Below are 15,387 nucleotides of genomic sequence, written 5' to 3' on the forward strand. Positions count from 1 at the left end.
TTTTCGCTTCAATAAACTGAATTAGCAGCTCAATGCTTTCAGTTTATCGAAGTAGTCTGGGAATGTCTTTGATGTACACTTAGGATCGTTAATCGTCACAGGTGTATCGCTTAGCGCCACCAGAGAGAAACACATCGCCATACGGTGATCATCATAAGTATCAATCGCAGCGTGTGTAAGCTGTGGTACAGGCTTAACGATGATGTAATCCTCACCCTCTTCCACTTCTGCGCCGACTTTACGAAGCTCAGTTGCCATTGCAGACAGACGGTCAGTTTCTTTTACGCGCCAGTTGTACACATTACGAATCGCTGTTGTGCCTTCTGCAAATAGGGCTGTCGTTGCGATGGTCATTGCCGCATCTGGAATATGGTTGTAATCCATGTCGATACCTTTCAGCTGACCAACACGTGAAATCACGTAATCGTCGCCCCATTCGATTTCTGCACCCATTTTCTCAAGTGCATCAGCGAATTGGATATCACCCTGAATACTATTTTTACCAATGCCTGTGACTTTCACTTCACCACCTTTGATGGCCGCCGCCGCCAAGAAGTAAGAAGCTGAAGACGCATCACCTTCGACCAAAAAATCACCCGGAGCGATGTAATGCTGGCCTGCAGGGATAACAAACTCTTGGTAGTCGTTATTGACCACTTCTACACCAAACTGCTTCATGATATGCAAAGTGATATCGATGTAAGGCTTTGAAACCAGCTCGCCTTCAATATTGATGCGAATTTCGCCCTCAGCCAAAGGCGCTGACATTAAAAATGCCGTTAAGAATTGGCTAGAAATCGAGCCATCAATCGATACAGAACCAGATTTAAGACCAGTACCGACGATTTTCAGTGGTGGGTAGTTTTCGTTTTCTAGGTAAGTAACGTCTGCACCAGCCGCTTGAAGGGCTGTCACTAGGTGACCGATCGGACGCTCTTTCATACGAGGTTCGCCAGTCAACACGTATTCACCTTCACCTAAGCAAAGTGCAGCTGCGAGTGGACGCATTGCGGTGCCGGCATTACCTAAAAATAGTTCTACAGGCTCAGAGACAGAAAATGGACGACCGAGACCTTCAACGACACACTCGGTTTTATCTTCCGACAATTGATATTGAACGCCAAGCGTTGTCAGTGCATTCAACATATGACGAATGTCATCGCTGTCGAGAAGGTTTGTCAAACGAGTAGTGCCTTTTGCTAAAGCAGCAAGCAATAGAGCTCGGTTGGAAACGCTTTTTGATCCAGGAAGGTTCACTTCCCCGTGAATTTTATTGATGGGTTGTAACGTTAGGCTTTCCATTAAAAGTTGATAATCCTTTGTGCTCTCACTTCACGTTTTTTGAGAGCTAAACAATTCTTCGTGGATTCAGACTAACGAAAAAACCATCACAAAACCAGAGTAAATCCATGCTAATTTTTGAATAATTAGTCAGCTTGGATTTTACTGTGCAAACGTTGGCTTAGTAAGCGATATCCACTCGAACGCCGTCATCAAAATAGAGAATGCGAACATCGTCTCCACGCTTAAACAGCATGCTATTGTCAACGTCTTGAATTACGTTAATAAGTTTGTTGCCATCGACTTTGACCAAGAGTTCGACAAGCTTGTATTCCACCGTGTATTCGTAGTTGCTACGGTTTCTCACAACTGCTGCACCAGCTAGCGCCCCAACTGCGGTCGCAACTTCTTTACCTGTACCACCACCAAATTGGTTACCCACTAAACCTCCGATGGTCGCCCCTAGGAGCGTTTCCCAGCCATTACTTTGTGACTGTTTCACCTCTTGTTGCGTAATGTATCGCACAGAATCGACTTTGCCATACACCACTTGATTTACAGGTTTTGCTACATTTCTTTCATAGGCTGCATTGGCGAAAAATGGCAAAAACAGTATGATCCATGCCCATCGTTTTATATTAAGTCTTACTCCGCTCATAATAAGCTCCTATAGGCTCTGATGTTGGTAAAGTTTTCTTTATGACAATCTATTTAACTGAACTTGATGACTCGCATTCGTTTCCATCGCCGTACGAAGCACTGAGCGACCCAAACGGTTTGCTAGCCTTTGGCGGGGATCTCAACCCTGAACGCATTCTTAACGGCTATCACCAAGGTATTTTTCCATGGTATGGCCCTGGTGAGCCCATTCTTTGGTGGAGTCCTTCTCCAAGAGCCGTTTTTGATCCTTTATCATTTAAGCCTTCAAAAAGCCTAAAAAAGTTTCAGCGTAAACAACAGTATAAAGTAACGCTAAACAATGCAACCGAACGCGTAATTCAATTATGTTCTTCGACTCGTCCTGCAGAAGAAACTTGGCTCAATGAGGATATGCAAACATCCTATATTGAACTCGCCAAACACGGTCATTGCCACTCAGTAGAAGTATGGCACGAGGATCAACTCGTTGGCGGTTTATACGGAATCAGTGTTGGCCAACTTTTTTGTGGTGAGTCGATGTTTAGCCTTAAAGACAACGCATCTAAGATTGCATTGTGGTATCTCTGCGACCATTTGGCGTCAAACCACGGTCAATTAATCGATTGTCAGGTAATGAACCCACACTTAGCTTCACTTGGTGCATTTGAACTTGAACGTGACGACTTCGTACAAAAACTACTATCTTTAAGAGGTAAGAACACCGATTTGGGCACGTTTGAACCACAGATTTTGCAGGACGCGGTATCATGAGCACAGATCTCCAACACATCCGTATCGGCTTGACCAATAACCATCCATGCAGTTACTTGCCGGAGCGCGAAGAACGCGTGGCTGTGGCACTCGATGCCAACTTGCACACAGAACAAAACTATCAAGTATTGATGGCGAATGGTTTCCGTCGCAGTGGCGACACCATCTATAAACCCCACTGTGAACAGTGCAATGCTTGTCAGCCAATCCGCATTGCGGTGCCAGACTTTCGTCCTTCTAAGAGCCAAAAGCGCCTGTTGAATAAAGCCAGTTCCCTACGTTGGACGCTCAAACCTGAGCTAGACCAAGATTGGTTCCAGCTTTACAGCAGATACATAACTGAGCGGCACAAAAATGGCACCATGTATCCTCCTCGTGAAGATGAGTTCGCTCGATTTGCTCAAACAACATGGTTAACAACCGGATTTCTGCATGTCTATGATGAAAATGATCGACTTCTCGCAGTTGCGGTTACGGATATCATGGATAACAGCGCGAGTGCTTTTTATACCTTCTTTGATCCCGATTACCCTTTATCTCTTGGGACCTTAGGGGTTCTTTTCCAACTTGAATATTGTCAACAGAACAGCAAACATTGGCTATATTTGGGCTATCAGATCGATGAATGTCCAGCGATGAACTACAAAACTCGCTTTCAACGACACCAAAGGCTAGTAAATCAGCGTTGGCAAGGGTAGAATACGCCCCAACTTTACATAATTACTGTTTAGCGGCAAAATAAGCGCGCTAATACCGCCTAATTTCTAAAGAGGATTAAATGGCTAAAGAAGACGTAATTGAGATGCAAGGCACTGTGCTTGACACTCTACCAAACACTATGTTCCGCGTTGAACTTGAAAACGGTCACGTTGTGACTGCACACATCTCTGGCAAGATGCGTAAGAACTACATCCGTATTCTTACTGGTGATAAAGTAACTGTAGAGATGACTCCATACGACCTATCTAAAGGCCGCATCGTCTTCCGTGCTCGTTAATCTCTGATTTTCGAATACAATAAAAAACGAAGCTTATGGCTTCGTTTTTTATTGCCTGTCTTTTGCTCTCAATGCCAAGCTTGCTTTTGGGCGTTTCAATACAATCAACAGACTTGTCCCATTCTTGCAGACACAAAAAAGCGCACGCCTAGGCGCACGCTTTTAAAGTAGATTTCAACAAAGAATTAGTGAAGTGCTGCTTCTTTCTCGCTTAGGTATTCGAACTTAAGTTCGTCTTTCACTAGCGTCACTTTCACAGTACCACCATCTACCAAAGAGCCGAATAGAAGTTCATTCGCCAAAGGTTTCTTAAGCTGCTCTTGAATCACTCGTCCCATAGGACGTGCACCCATCGCTTTGTCGTAGCCTTTGTGAGCTAACCAATGACGCGCATCTTGTGATACTTCCATTGATACGCCACGAGCGTCCAGTTGAACTTGTAGTTCCACGATGAACTTATCAACCACTTGGTGGATCACCGCTTCATCTAGGCTGTTGAACCAAATGATATTGTCTAGACGGTTACGGAACTCTGGTGTAAACACTTTCTTGATTTCCGCCATCGCATCATGACTATTATCTTGTTGGATAAGACCGATCGATTTCTTCTCAGTCTCAGCAACACCTGCGTTGGTTGTCATCACAAGGATCACGTTACGGAAATCGGCTTTGCGTCCATTGTTGTCCGTCAGCGTACCGTTATCCATTACCTGTAGTAGCAAGTTAAAGATATCTGGGTGTGCTTTCTCGATTTCATCAAGCAGAACCACTGAGTGCGGGTGTTTCAGCACGGCATCGGTTAGTAAGCCACCTTGATCGTAACCAACATAACCTGGAGGCGCACCAATCAAACGGCTTACCGAATGACGCTCACCGTACTCAGACATATCGAAACGAAGAAGCTCAATGCCAAGTAGCTTCGAAAGCTGAACAGTCACCTCTGTTTTACCTACCCCTGTAGGGCCAGCAAACAAGAATGAACCAACAGGCTTGTTATCTACACCTAGACCAGCACGAGACAGTTTGATTGCCTCTGACAGCGCGTCAATCGCATTGTCTTGACCGAAGACCAGCATCTTCATCTTGTCATCAAGGTTCTTCAGAATGTCTTTGTCTGAAGACGACACTGATTTCTCTGGAATACGTGCCATCTTAGCGACCATCGCTTCGATGTCTGCAACACCGACGGTTTTCTTACGGCGACTTGCTGGTGCTAAGCGGCTACGCGCACCCGCTTCATCAATAACGTCGATTGCTTTATCTGGCAAGTGACGCTCATTGATGTATTTCGCCGATAGCTCTACTGCCGCACGCAACGCTTTATTGGTGTAACGCACTTCGTGATGAGCTTCGTACTTAGGTTTCAGACCAATCAAAATCTTAGTCGTATCGTCGAGAGACGGCTCTACTACATCGATCTTTTGGAAACGGCGAGATAGTGCACGCTCTTTCTCAAAGATGTTGCTGTACTCTTGGTACGTTGTCGAACCAATACAGCGTAACTTACCGCTGCTCAGTAGAGGCTTGATCAGGTTTGCCGCATCGACTTGACCACCAGAAGCCGCACCCGCACCGATGATGGTGTGAATCTCATCGATAAATAGGATTGCGTCTTCTTCTTTCTCAAGCTGCTTCAGAACCGATTTGAAACGCTTCTCGAAATCACCACGGTATTTAGTACCTGCGAGTAGAGAGCCAATATCCAGTGAGTAAATCACACTGTTTTGAATCACTTCTGGTACTTGACCTTCAACGATTCTCCACGCTAGACCCTCTGCGATTGCGGTTTTACCAACGCCCGCTTCACCCACAAGCAATGGGTTGTTTTTACGGCGACGGCAAAGTACTTGGATTGTACGCTCTAGTTCTTTGTCTCGGCCAATAAGTGGGTCGATGTTACCTGCTTTCGCCACTTGGTTTAGATTGGTTGCAAAGCTTTCCAAACGTTCTTCTGGATTGGTTTCTTCTGGCGCTTCTGAGCCGAAAGAGTCTGATGAAGAAGAGTCTTCATTTGAGCCAGAGGCTTTAGTAATGCCGTGAGAGATAAAGTTAACGATGTCCAAACGAGAGATATCGTTCTTTTTGAGTAGGTAAGCAGCGTGAGATTCTTGTTCGCTGAAAATCGCAACAAGGACATTTGCCCCAGTCACTTCACTGCGACCAGACGACTGAACATGGAAGACGGCGCGTTGTAATACACGCTGGAAACTCAATGTCGGCTGGGTTTCGCGCGTCTCATCGCTTTCAGGAATGAGCGGCGTTGTTTGGTCGATAAAAATATCGAGCTCGTTACGCAAAGCATCAAGGTCCGCTTTGCAGGCTAGAAGGGCTTCCTTAGCTGCATCATTTTCCAACAATGCAAGTAGGAGGTGTTCGACAGTCATGAACTCGTGGCGTTTGTCACGTGCACGAGCGAATGCACCGTTAAGGCTTGACTCTAGTTCTTTATTTAGCATAAGTACCTCCCGAAAGAACAACTTTGGTTGCTCGAGCAAGTCTTCTTATTACGCTTGCTCCATAGTACATAGTAGCGGATGCTCATTTTCCCTTGAGTACATCGTCACTTGCGCTACTTTTGTTTCAGCAATTTCTGCACTGTAAGTGCCACAAATTGCCTTTCCTTCATAGTGGATCTTGAGCATGATTTGCGTTGCTTTATCAATATCATGTGAAAAAAATCGCTCAAGCACCTCTATGACGAAATCCATAGGTGTATAGTCATCATTATTGAGTACAACGTTGTATAGCTTTGGTGGCTGAACTTTTGTACTTTCGCGCTCCAGAAGATCAGAGTCTGGAGTCACCCATTCAAAATTTTTACTCATGGCAATTCAAAGATATCGTATCAAAGGGTTGATGTTTTCGACCTATAAAAACAATCTACCATAAGCATGCCATGCGGTGTAGTGAGATGTGGCACCTAATTCGAATTTGATAGATAAATTTTGCTTCCTTACATAGAGACTAATGCACCTCTGTCAGGCGCGCAAATAAAAGATTTTTATCACTTAGAACCGATTTTTGCTGTTAGAACTATCAATTTAAATGCGCTCTGTTTCCCCCTTGTTATTACAATCATCGAACCCACCAAGATCACACTTACAGAGGAAAAAGAGCTAAATATCACGAAAACATCACTTTTTATTCATTTAGTAGAATCTTCTAATGTAGGCAATTTGGTTAGTATCCCTTCCCTTGATATCAAACCCTTGCAGTCCTTTTGACTAAAAGCCATCGCATGTGCCAGAAACAGTTTGCAAAAATGTTAATCTCAAAAGTGATTTGTTTTCAAATATGTTTCTGATTGTTGACTTTCACTATTGACTGTCGAGATTCATTGACTACAGTGGAAAGTGTTGATGCATAAATCCTCATTCTGGGTTTGTTGGTTTTCTAACATTCTGGTGAATATGGATATGCTCACTCGACGTGTGTTAGCAATCGCGAAAATAGTAACGGCTAACAATGAGACCAAGTTAAAGGTATAGCTTGGGTGAAGTAACAACATCAGTAAAAAATGCATGAGGGATGTAAAAGCATGGCTACAGGTACAGTAAAGTGGTTTAACAATGCCAAAGGATTTGGGTTTATCTGTTCAGATGAAGAAGAAGGAGATATTTTCGCCCACTACTCAACTATCCAAATGGACGGTTATCGTACACTGAAAGCAGGCCAACAAGTCTCATACGAGGTTGAAAAAGGTCCAAAAGGTTCACACGCAAGTAGCGTCGTGCCAGTAGAAGGCCAAGCCAAATAACTAGAGCGCTGTCGAAAAGATAAAACATTTGCTCTTGTAGAAGCACTACACAGTTCTGCTTTTATAAAGAGAAAAATAAACCCGCCAAAGAGCGGGTTTATTGTTTTTATCAGTTTTAGATTCGCGCCACTGAAGTAGCGCGAGAACCATCTATATATTACTTGTTAATAATGGTGTTCAACGTCGCACTTGGGCGCATCAATGTAGACGCGAGCGCATCATCCAGTGAGTAGTAACCACCTAGCTCGCCTTTCACACCTTGCGCAGCGTTCAGTTCAGAAACGATCGCCTCTTCTTGCTCTGCCAATGCTTTTGCCACTGGTGCAAACTCAGCCGCTAGGTCAGCATCTACCGTTTGCTCTGCTAGCGCTTTTGCCCAGTAAGATGCGAGGTAGTAGTGACTGCCGCGGTTATCCAATTCACCAACTTTACGTGATGGCGACTTGTTGTTGTCTAAGAACTCACCCGTTGCTTTATCAAGTGCATCAGCAAGCACCTGTGCTTTTGCATTGCCAGCAACGGTGCTTAGGTGCTCAAGCGATGCCGCTAGTGCAAGGAACTCACCCAAAGAATCCCAACGCAGGTGGTTTTCTTTTTCTACCTGTTGAACGTGTTTAGGTGCTGAACCACCTGCACCTGTCTCAAATAGACCACCACCGTTCATTAGTGGAACAATAGATAGCATCTTCGCAGAAGTACCAAGTTCTAGGATTGGGAACAGGTCAGTTAGGTAGTCACGAAGTACGTTACCAGTTACTGAAATGGTATCTAGACCTTCTTTAATACGCTCTAGAGAGAACTTACATGCATCGATTGGTGCAAGAATCTTAATCTCTAAGCCTGAAGTATCATGCTCTGGTAAGTATGCGTTAACTTTCTTGATCAGTTCTGCGTCATGAGCACGCGCTTCGTCTAGCCAGAATACCGCCGGAGCGCCTGTCGCACGAGCACGAGTAACAGCAAGTTTCACCCAATCTTGGATTGGCGCGTCTTTCACCTGACACATACGGAAGATGTCGCCTTCTTCTACTGCTTGCTCTAGAAGCACCGCACCAGAAGCATCTACAACACGTACAGTACCAGCTTTATCTAGAATGAACGTCTTGTCGTGTGAACCATACTCTTCCGCTTTTTGAGCCATTAAACCCACGTTCGGCACACTACCCATTGTTGTTGGATCAAATGCACCATGTTCTTTACAGAAGTCGATAACCGCTTGGTAAATACCTGCATAGCTGCGATCTGGGATCATTGCTTTAGTATCTTTCTGCTTGCCGTCAGGTCCCCACATTTGGCCAGAAGCACGTAGCATTGCTGGCATCGAAGCATCAACGATGATGTCACTTGGTACATGTAGGTTAGTAATACCGCGATCTGAATCAACCATCGCTAGTGCTGGCTGTGTTTCGTATACCGCGAGAATAGCTGCTTCGATTTCTGCTTTTTGTTCTGCAGGTAGCGCTTCGATCTTCGCATATACATCACCGATACCGTTGTTTACGTCAACGCCTAGCTCTTCAAACAGCTTACCGTATTTCGCAAATACGTCTTTGTAGTAAACCTTAACGGCGTGACCGAAGATAACTGGGTCCGATACCTTCATCATAGTCGCTTTCATATGTAGAGAAAGCAGTACGTCTTGTTGTTTTGCTTCTGCAATTTCTTGCTCGAAGAACTCAACTAGCGCCTTCTTGTTCATTACTGAACAATCGATCACTTCTTTGTCTTGTAGAGGGAATGCCGCTTTAAGCTCTTTCACTGAACCATCTGCAGCAGCAAATTCGATTTTAACGTCGGTTGCACCAGATAAGGTTGTCGATTTTTCACTACCGAAGAAATCATTGTCGGCCATGCTTGAAACATGAGATTGAGAATCTGCCGACCACGCGCCCATTGAGTGTGGGTTTTTCTTCGCGTAGTTCTTCACTGAAAGTGGTGCACGACGGTCTGAGTTACCCTCACGCAGAACTGGGTTAACCGCACTACCTTTGATTTTGTCGTAAGTCGCTTTGATCGCTTCTTCTTCATAAGTGCTTGGCTCTTCAGGGTAGTTTGGTAGTTCGTAACCTTTTGCTTGAAGCTCTTTGATTGCTGCTTTTAGCTGCGGGATTGACGCTGAAATATTAGGAAGCTTGATGATGTTCGCTTCAGGCGTCTTAGCCAATTCACCTAACTCTGTTAGCGCGTCACCGATACGCTGCTCTTCTTTTAAATGCTCTGGGAAGTTAGCGATGATTCGACCCGCTAACGAAATATCACGTGTATCTACATTAATGCCAGACGATGCAGTAAACGATTGAATGATTGGTAGTAATGAATAGGTTGCTAACGCCGGGGCTTCATCAGTGATGGTGTAGATAATTGTAGGTTTTTCTGTAGGCATGAAATTTCCCTATTTTTTACTCAACTAAGCTGAACAACTCAGCAACTGAGTTCGTTGAATTTACGCATTGCTTAACGTTAGTAGTGCATTCCTCCCCACCAACGCGACATGCGGTTTGCACTCTTTTTTATAGTTTGGAGCTCTTAGGCTCTCTATCCATGAGTGCACTTTGTGCCAAGTTTGCTTTCATGTGGTTCTTTTGCAAAAACACCGCACTAAAAGCAACTTGGCTATATCATTAAACAAATAACACGAAATAGTCTATTATTCTGTGCGCTTTTGTTAGTCTTAGGCGCGCAAATGATAGCCGATTAGAAGAAAACATAAAACTTTCAAACACAGTTCATTTACATTTTTGCAAGGTAGTTAACATGTCATCTCGCACGGGTCATGAAAAAGGTCGCCGTAGTAGCCAATCAAAACCAAGCCATTTTAAACACTCCGGTAAGCCAAACCATTCAAATGGCCAGGCGAAAAATCGACCTAGTCGCCCTACTCGATCTTCAAAGCCAACTAAACCTCGCATTGCACCAGAAGATCGTAAAGTGATCATTTTTAATAAGCCTTATGACACGTTAAGCCAATTTACCGATGGCGATGGCCGTAAAACACTTGCTGACTACATCCCAGTAAAAGACGTATACGCAGCAGGTCGATTAGATAGAGACAGCGAAGGTCTAATGGTGCTAACAAATGATGGCATCTTGCAGGCAAAGTTAACGCAGCCCCAATCAAAGTCACCGAAGACTTACTGGGTACAGGTTGACGGAGCTCCGACTGAAGAAGACTTAGAGAAGCTACGTAAAGGCGTTGAGTTGAAAGATGGCATGACATTACCTGCAAAAGTCGAAGTAATGCCAGAGCCAGAGATCTGGGATAGAACCCCACCAGTTCGCTTTCGAGCTAACATTCCAACAACTTGGTTGGCAATCACTATTACAGAGGGAAGAAACCGTCAGGTAAGACGCATGACCGCACACATCGGCTTCCCAACACTGCGTTTGGTTCGCTACTCGATGGGCGGTATTGTGCTTGACGATTTAAAGCCGGGAGAGTGGCGAGAAATCAAACTTCCGTTTTAAACATCAAAAGATGCTCACCTCAAAAAATATAAAAAGCAGGTCTATGCCTGCTTTTTTAGTTTTTGTCGTCACTAATAACGATTATTGTTGAGCAACCCACTTCTTAAAGGTTTCTTTTTCTTGTGGTGTTGCTTTTTGGTACATCGTCTTAAGTAGATCAACCATTTGGCTGTCTTGTGCTGTTGATGGCTGTGCGTCAGTTGTAGCAACTACTTTAGGCTCGACGCCAGTAACCGCTTGGCTGTGTTGGTTTACTGTCACAACTGTCACAGCAACTCCAGCTACCCCACCAGCAATATTATAGTTGCGAGCTTCCTGAGCGTAGTTACGACCAATTTGAACGCCATCGGATTCAAGAACGTCTTCAACAAGATCGATAGGCTGACCTTTAGAATCAAGCAATTGCCACTCTAGAGGAGAAATGTTTGTTTCCGCTTGACGGTAAGTTTTGAATTCAGGTAGTTCGAATTTTAGTTCTTCATTTTTCACATCGAACTTAGCGATAATCACGTCACCGTAGACATTTTTGATATTATCATTAATCTCAAACTCTGGTTGGTATTTGAAGACAATCTGGTTGGTTCCATCTGGGATTTCAATCGTCTTCTCATCTGAGAAAAGACCACCCTCCAACTTTGGCTTCTCCATATTAACAGCCAATAACTTCACATCTTCAGGAACAACCAAGGTTGTTGCAGCATATAGGTTTGTACTGGCAAAAACAGAAAGTGCCATCGCCACTTTTAATGATAACTGCATAGAAATTAAATCCTTATCTCCAATAGTAAAAGACCCAGCATAAAGCTGGGTCTTACAATATCAAACTGGGTTTTGATTACCAGTAGAAACGAGCACCTAGACCGAAGTTAGTAGCATCTTCAGTAGTCTCGTTATCGAAGTCAGTACCTTCAAATGTGTAACCAGCTTCTGCAAATACACGTGCCCATTTAGAGAACTTGTACTCAACACCAGCGTAGAACCATGAAGAATCAGCGTCTACTTTACCAGCTTCATCAGAAGACTGACCTAGGTATTCGTAACCAGTGTAAAGAGTTGTCTTAGGAGCAACTGAGAACATACCTGCAAGAGTGATGTAGTGAGAATCAACAGTTACAGATTTTGCACCTAGGCTGTTTTCTTCTTCGTTGTAGTAGTAAGTTGCACCTAGAGTGTGCTCGCCTAGTGCGTACTCACCAGTTACTTCGAAAGACAGACGGTCACTGTTAATTGGGTCAACGTCTGCGATCTTGATTACGTGGTTTGTTGAAGAAACACCAGCGTGCATTGAAAGATCACCAAAAGACTTACCTACAAACAGTTCTGCGATCTCTTCGTTTGTGTCGTTTTCACCAAACGCGTAACCAGCTTTTAGCCAGAAAGCATCGTTTTCGAATGCGTATTTGATTTGAGAATCGTTATTCCAAGCGTGGCCGTATGCAGTTTCTGCAGCGTTGCCGCCGAAGAAGTATGAGTAGTCAGCAAAGTAAACGTCATCAGCCCATGTGCCTTCTTTACCGATACGTACAGTACCAGCATCGCCCATGTCAAAACCGAAGATGTGACGACGTACGAATACTGTATCGTCAGTACGCTCGCTTGAGTCGTTACCAGCGTTGTAGTTGTCACCTAGAGCAACACCAACTTCAACTTCACCTAGAACTTTTAGGCTGTCGTTTACGATGTAAACACCGTTAACACCCATACGAGAAGAGCTAGTGTTTAGCTCTGGCTCATGGTCGTTACCTTCAGTAAGTAGAAGAGTTGGACGTAGCTGACCGTAGAAATCTACAGAACCTTCGTCAGATTTGAATACTTCAGCTGCATTCACAGTAGTTGCTGTTGCAGCAACTGCTAGTGCTAATAGAGTCTTTTTCATAATTAATCCACTGCCTTTTCTTAGTTCGGGATATCCTTGTCCGATTCCCTTTTTTTATATTTTTGAAACCGCTTGTTATCGAAACGTAACAATGATTGGTCTGCAAAATCTGGGCACTAGAGTGCAAAAGATTATTCTGCCTGTCAAATTTTCTAAACCGCAACATCAAAAAATAAAAATAACCTTAAAATACATACACTTGAGATTTTATATTTAAATTATTCGATGAAGTTCTAAACTAGCAACTTGATTTTTCGTAATTTAGTGATTCATTAATAACAAATAGAAAACACCATTCAATTAATTAAAATAGAAGTTAATTAGAACAAAAAACCACTCAGGTGGTATTTTTGAAGTTTTATATTTTTCACCTAATGAAATTATTTTCATTTAGTTTAGGTTCAATATTTTTTTGTGAACAAGATCTACATTCCGCACAAAAGCATTCCGTTTTGTGAACTACTGTAGAACCAGTGATGTGTGCTACTATGCGCCACCAACGCATTTGAGGCCCGTATGCTAACCAGTAACATCCAAAAATCGATTCGAACCAGTTATCAAAACTTGCAAGCTCAACTGGATAACTTTGTTCCGAGACGAGCACAAAACTACCTCGTCGCCGAGATCGCTAAAACGCTATGCGGGCAATACCACAAATCAAATCGTATGCTGGTTGCCGAAGCAGGTACTGGCATCGGTAAATCACTTTCTTATCTGATGGCCGCGATTCCTGTGGCGGTTTACAACAATCGCAAAGTGGTGATTTCAACAGCCACCGTGGCATTGCAAGAACAGTTAGTGAATAAAGACCTCCCTCTCTTCCGCCGAATTACGGATCGAGAGTTCTCTTTTATTCTGGCGAAAGGTCGTCAGCGCTACTGCTGCGCAGAGAAACTTGCAACAGCGAGCGGCGTTGATGGTGGCCAACTTGCCATGTTCGAGACTAAACCAAAGAAGAAAGACATCGAGCTTCTGGAAACCATGTACCGCTCTCTTGCTCAAGGTAAATGGGATGGAGACAGAGATTCATGGCCAAAACCGATCGATGACCACATTTGGCAATTGATAGTCAGCGATAAGCACAGCTGTAACAATAGCTTACCTGCACACCGTAACTGCCCTTTCCAAAAGGCCCGTGCAGAGCTAGATAAAAATGATGTCATTATTGCGAATCACTCATTGGTTATGGCAGATGCCGATTTAGGTGGCGGAGTCATTCTCCCAGAACCAGAAAACACGATTTACGTATTTGATGAAGCTCATCACCTGCCTCATGTTGCGCGAGACCATGCTTCTGCTTCAGCAAGCTTGAAAGGGGCTGCGGCATGGCTAGAAAAGCTCAACCAATCCATCACTAAGTTTTCTTCATTAACTGATGAAAAACGTGTTGGCCGATTCCGTAATGATCTACAAGAGTCGGTACAGGAACTGATCCCTGCGTTAAACCAATTAACCAAGCAGTTTGACCCTGCGCAGTTTGAAGAGAACGTTTATCGTTTTGAACATGGCGAGCTACCAACTTGGTTAGAAAACCAGTCTAAAGATCTAAAACAACTGAGTAAGAAAGCGAATCAAAGCGTGGCTAAGATCGCCGATTTGATTGCTGAACGCGTTAAAGATGGTGAACTATCGTCAAGATTAGCGGAGCCTGCTTTAGCTGAATTAGGCTTTTACATTCAGCGCTTGGAAAACCTAGCGCAAGTATGGAACCTAATGGCAGAGCCTACTCGTGACAAAGGTGCACCTTTAGCTCGATGGTTAGAGAAACACCCAGATCGAGAAGGCGATTACATTGTCAGTGTTTCACCGCTAGAAATTGGGTGGCAACTCGACCAACAGATCTGGAGCCGATGCATTGGAGCGGTGTTAGTTTCTGCGACGATGCGCGCGCTAAACTCGTTTACCTACTTCTGCCACCAAGTTGGGGTCGATGCAAAACCGGAGTCTGGCACTCAATTTTTGGCTTTGGCTTCTCCATTTGACTATCAGAATCAAGCAGAGCTTTTAATCCCTGCGATGAAGTACGAACCCCAAGCGCCGCAGTTTACCGAATATCTTATTGAAATTTTGCCTAAGTATTTAGAAGACAACAAAGCGAACTTGGTATTATTCTCCTCTTATTGGCAAATGAACCAAGTGGCGGATGCATTAAGCTCAGATTTCATCAAACGAGGCTGGGTACTGCAGGTACAAGGCGAAAGTTCACGCGCAGAAATTCTAAAAAAACATAAAAAGCTCGTAGATCAACAAAAAACCAGCGTTCTTTTTGGTACAGGAAGTTTCTCTGAAGGTCTTGATTTGCCAGGAGAACTGCTAGAAAACCTTGTCATCACCAAGATTCCATTTGGTGTGCCAACCTCTCCAGTAGAGCAAGCGCATTCAGAATACATTGAGAAAAAAGGTGGCAATCCGTTTATGCAGATTACCGTGCCAGATGCGAGTAAAAAGCTCATCCAAAGTGTCGGTCGTTTACTGCGCAAAGAGCGAGATTCTGGTAGAGTGACCATCCTTGATAGACGTTTGGTAACAAAACGCTACGGGCAATCATTAATTGATTCGCTTCCTCCGTTTAAACGCAAGATCGAATATTAGAAGAATAAC

13 protein-coding genes are annotated in these 15,387 nt (G+C 43.9%); 6 read left to right on the forward strand and 7 right to left on the reverse strand.

The features are described 5' to 3' along the window. Positions 1–21: 21 nt before the first annotated feature. A complete protein-coding gene (gene aroA, locus VCHENC03_RS06970; protein WP_009707100.1) occupies positions 22–1,302 on the reverse strand; it encodes a 3-phosphoshikimate 1-carboxyvinyltransferase in 1,281 nt (426 codons plus the stop codon). 160 nt (positions 1,303–1,462) lie between these two features. Beyond that, positions 1,463–1,939: a glycine zipper 2TM domain-containing protein gene (locus tag VCHENC03_RS06965; RefSeq protein ID WP_020195009.1), complete on the reverse strand. Its 477-nt coding sequence runs from the start codon at positions 1,937–1,939 to the stop codon at positions 1,463–1,465. Positions 1,940–1,980: 41 nt separating this feature from the next. Here VCHENC03_RS06965 and aat point away from each other — a divergent pair, with 41 nt between their 5' ends. The 3 genes from aat to infA all read left to right on the forward strand — a co-directional run bounded on the left by aat (position 1,981) and on the right by infA (position 3,688). After that, a complete protein-coding gene (gene aat / locus VCHENC03_RS06960) occupies positions 1,981–2,691 on the forward strand; it encodes a leucyl/phenylalanyl-tRNA--protein transferase (protein WP_009707102.1) in 711 nt (236 codons plus the stop codon). Continuing rightward, positions 2,688–3,389, forward strand: coding sequence for an arginyltransferase (locus VCHENC03_RS06955; protein WP_009707103.1), 702 nt, complete (start codon positions 2,688–2,690; stop codon positions 3,387–3,389). The genes aat and VCHENC03_RS06955 overlap by 4 nt, the downstream gene beginning before the upstream one ends. A gap of 80 nt (positions 3,390–3,469) precedes the next feature. Then, complete coding sequence (infA, locus tag VCHENC03_RS06950) at positions 3,470–3,688, forward strand: translation initiation factor IF-1 (protein WP_001040192.1); 219 nt, start codon at positions 3,470–3,472, stop codon at positions 3,686–3,688. Positions 3,689–3,873: 185 nt separating this feature from the next. On the opposite strand, the gene clpA is transcribed toward infA, so the two are convergent. Further along, positions 3,874–6,144 (reverse strand): ATP-dependent Clp protease ATP-binding subunit ClpA, encoded by a 2,271-nt coding sequence (clpA, locus tag VCHENC03_RS06945; protein WP_005437445.1) that lies wholly within the window; start codon positions 6,142–6,144, stop codon positions 3,874–3,876. 48 nt (positions 6,145–6,192) lie between these two features. Further along, positions 6,193–6,513 carry an ATP-dependent Clp protease adapter ClpS gene (clpS, locus tag VCHENC03_RS06940; protein WP_005427554.1) on the reverse strand — a complete coding sequence of 107 codons (321 nt, stop codon included), beginning with the start codon at positions 6,511–6,513 and terminating at the stop codon, positions 6,193–6,195. Between the two features lie 713 nt (positions 6,514–7,226). Here clpS and cspD point away from each other — a divergent pair. After that, the gene (cspD, locus tag VCHENC03_RS06935) at positions 7,227–7,445 is read left to right on the forward strand and encodes a cold shock domain-containing protein CspD (protein WP_005437446.1); all 219 of its coding nucleotides are present in this window, start codon (positions 7,227–7,229) and stop codon (positions 7,443–7,445) included. Positions 7,446–7,602: 157 nt separating this feature from the next. Here cspD and VCHENC03_RS06930 read toward each other — a convergent pair whose 3' ends face one another. Beyond that, entirely contained in the window at positions 7,603–9,828 is a 2,226-nt protein-coding gene (locus VCHENC03_RS06930) for an NADP-dependent isocitrate dehydrogenase (protein ID WP_009707104.1), read from the reverse strand. 371 nt (positions 9,829–10,199) lie between these two features. Between VCHENC03_RS06930 and VCHENC03_RS06925 the strand changes: the two genes are divergently transcribed. Beyond that, complete coding sequence (locus VCHENC03_RS06925; protein WP_009707105.1) at positions 10,200–10,910, forward strand: pseudouridine synthase; 711 nt, start codon at positions 10,200–10,202, stop codon at positions 10,908–10,910. Positions 10,911–10,991: 81 nt separating this feature from the next. Here the strand turns inward: VCHENC03_RS06925 and VCHENC03_RS06920 are convergent, their stop codons facing one another. Beyond that, on the reverse strand, positions 10,992–11,669 hold the full coding sequence (locus VCHENC03_RS06920) for a DUF2057 family protein (protein WP_009707106.1): 678 nt from the start codon (positions 11,667–11,669) through the stop codon (positions 10,992–10,994). 76 nt (positions 11,670–11,745) lie between these two features. Next, positions 11,746–12,786, reverse strand: a complete 1,041-nt coding sequence (locus VCHENC03_RS06915) for a porin (protein WP_009707107.1) — start codon at positions 12,784–12,786, stop codon at positions 11,746–11,748. 516 nt (positions 12,787–13,302) lie between these two features. On the opposite strand from VCHENC03_RS06915, the gene dinG reads away from it, so the two are divergent. Then, entirely contained in the window at positions 13,303–15,378 is a 2,076-nt protein-coding gene (gene dinG / locus VCHENC03_RS06910; RefSeq protein ID WP_009707108.1) for an ATP-dependent DNA helicase DinG, read from the forward strand. The last annotated feature ends 9 nt before the right edge of the window (positions 15,379–15,387 follow it).

Source organism: Vibrio sp. HENC-03 (assembly GCF_000305755.2).
Classification (GTDB): Bacteria; Pseudomonadota; Gammaproteobacteria; order Enterobacterales; family Vibrionaceae; genus Vibrio; species Vibrio owensii.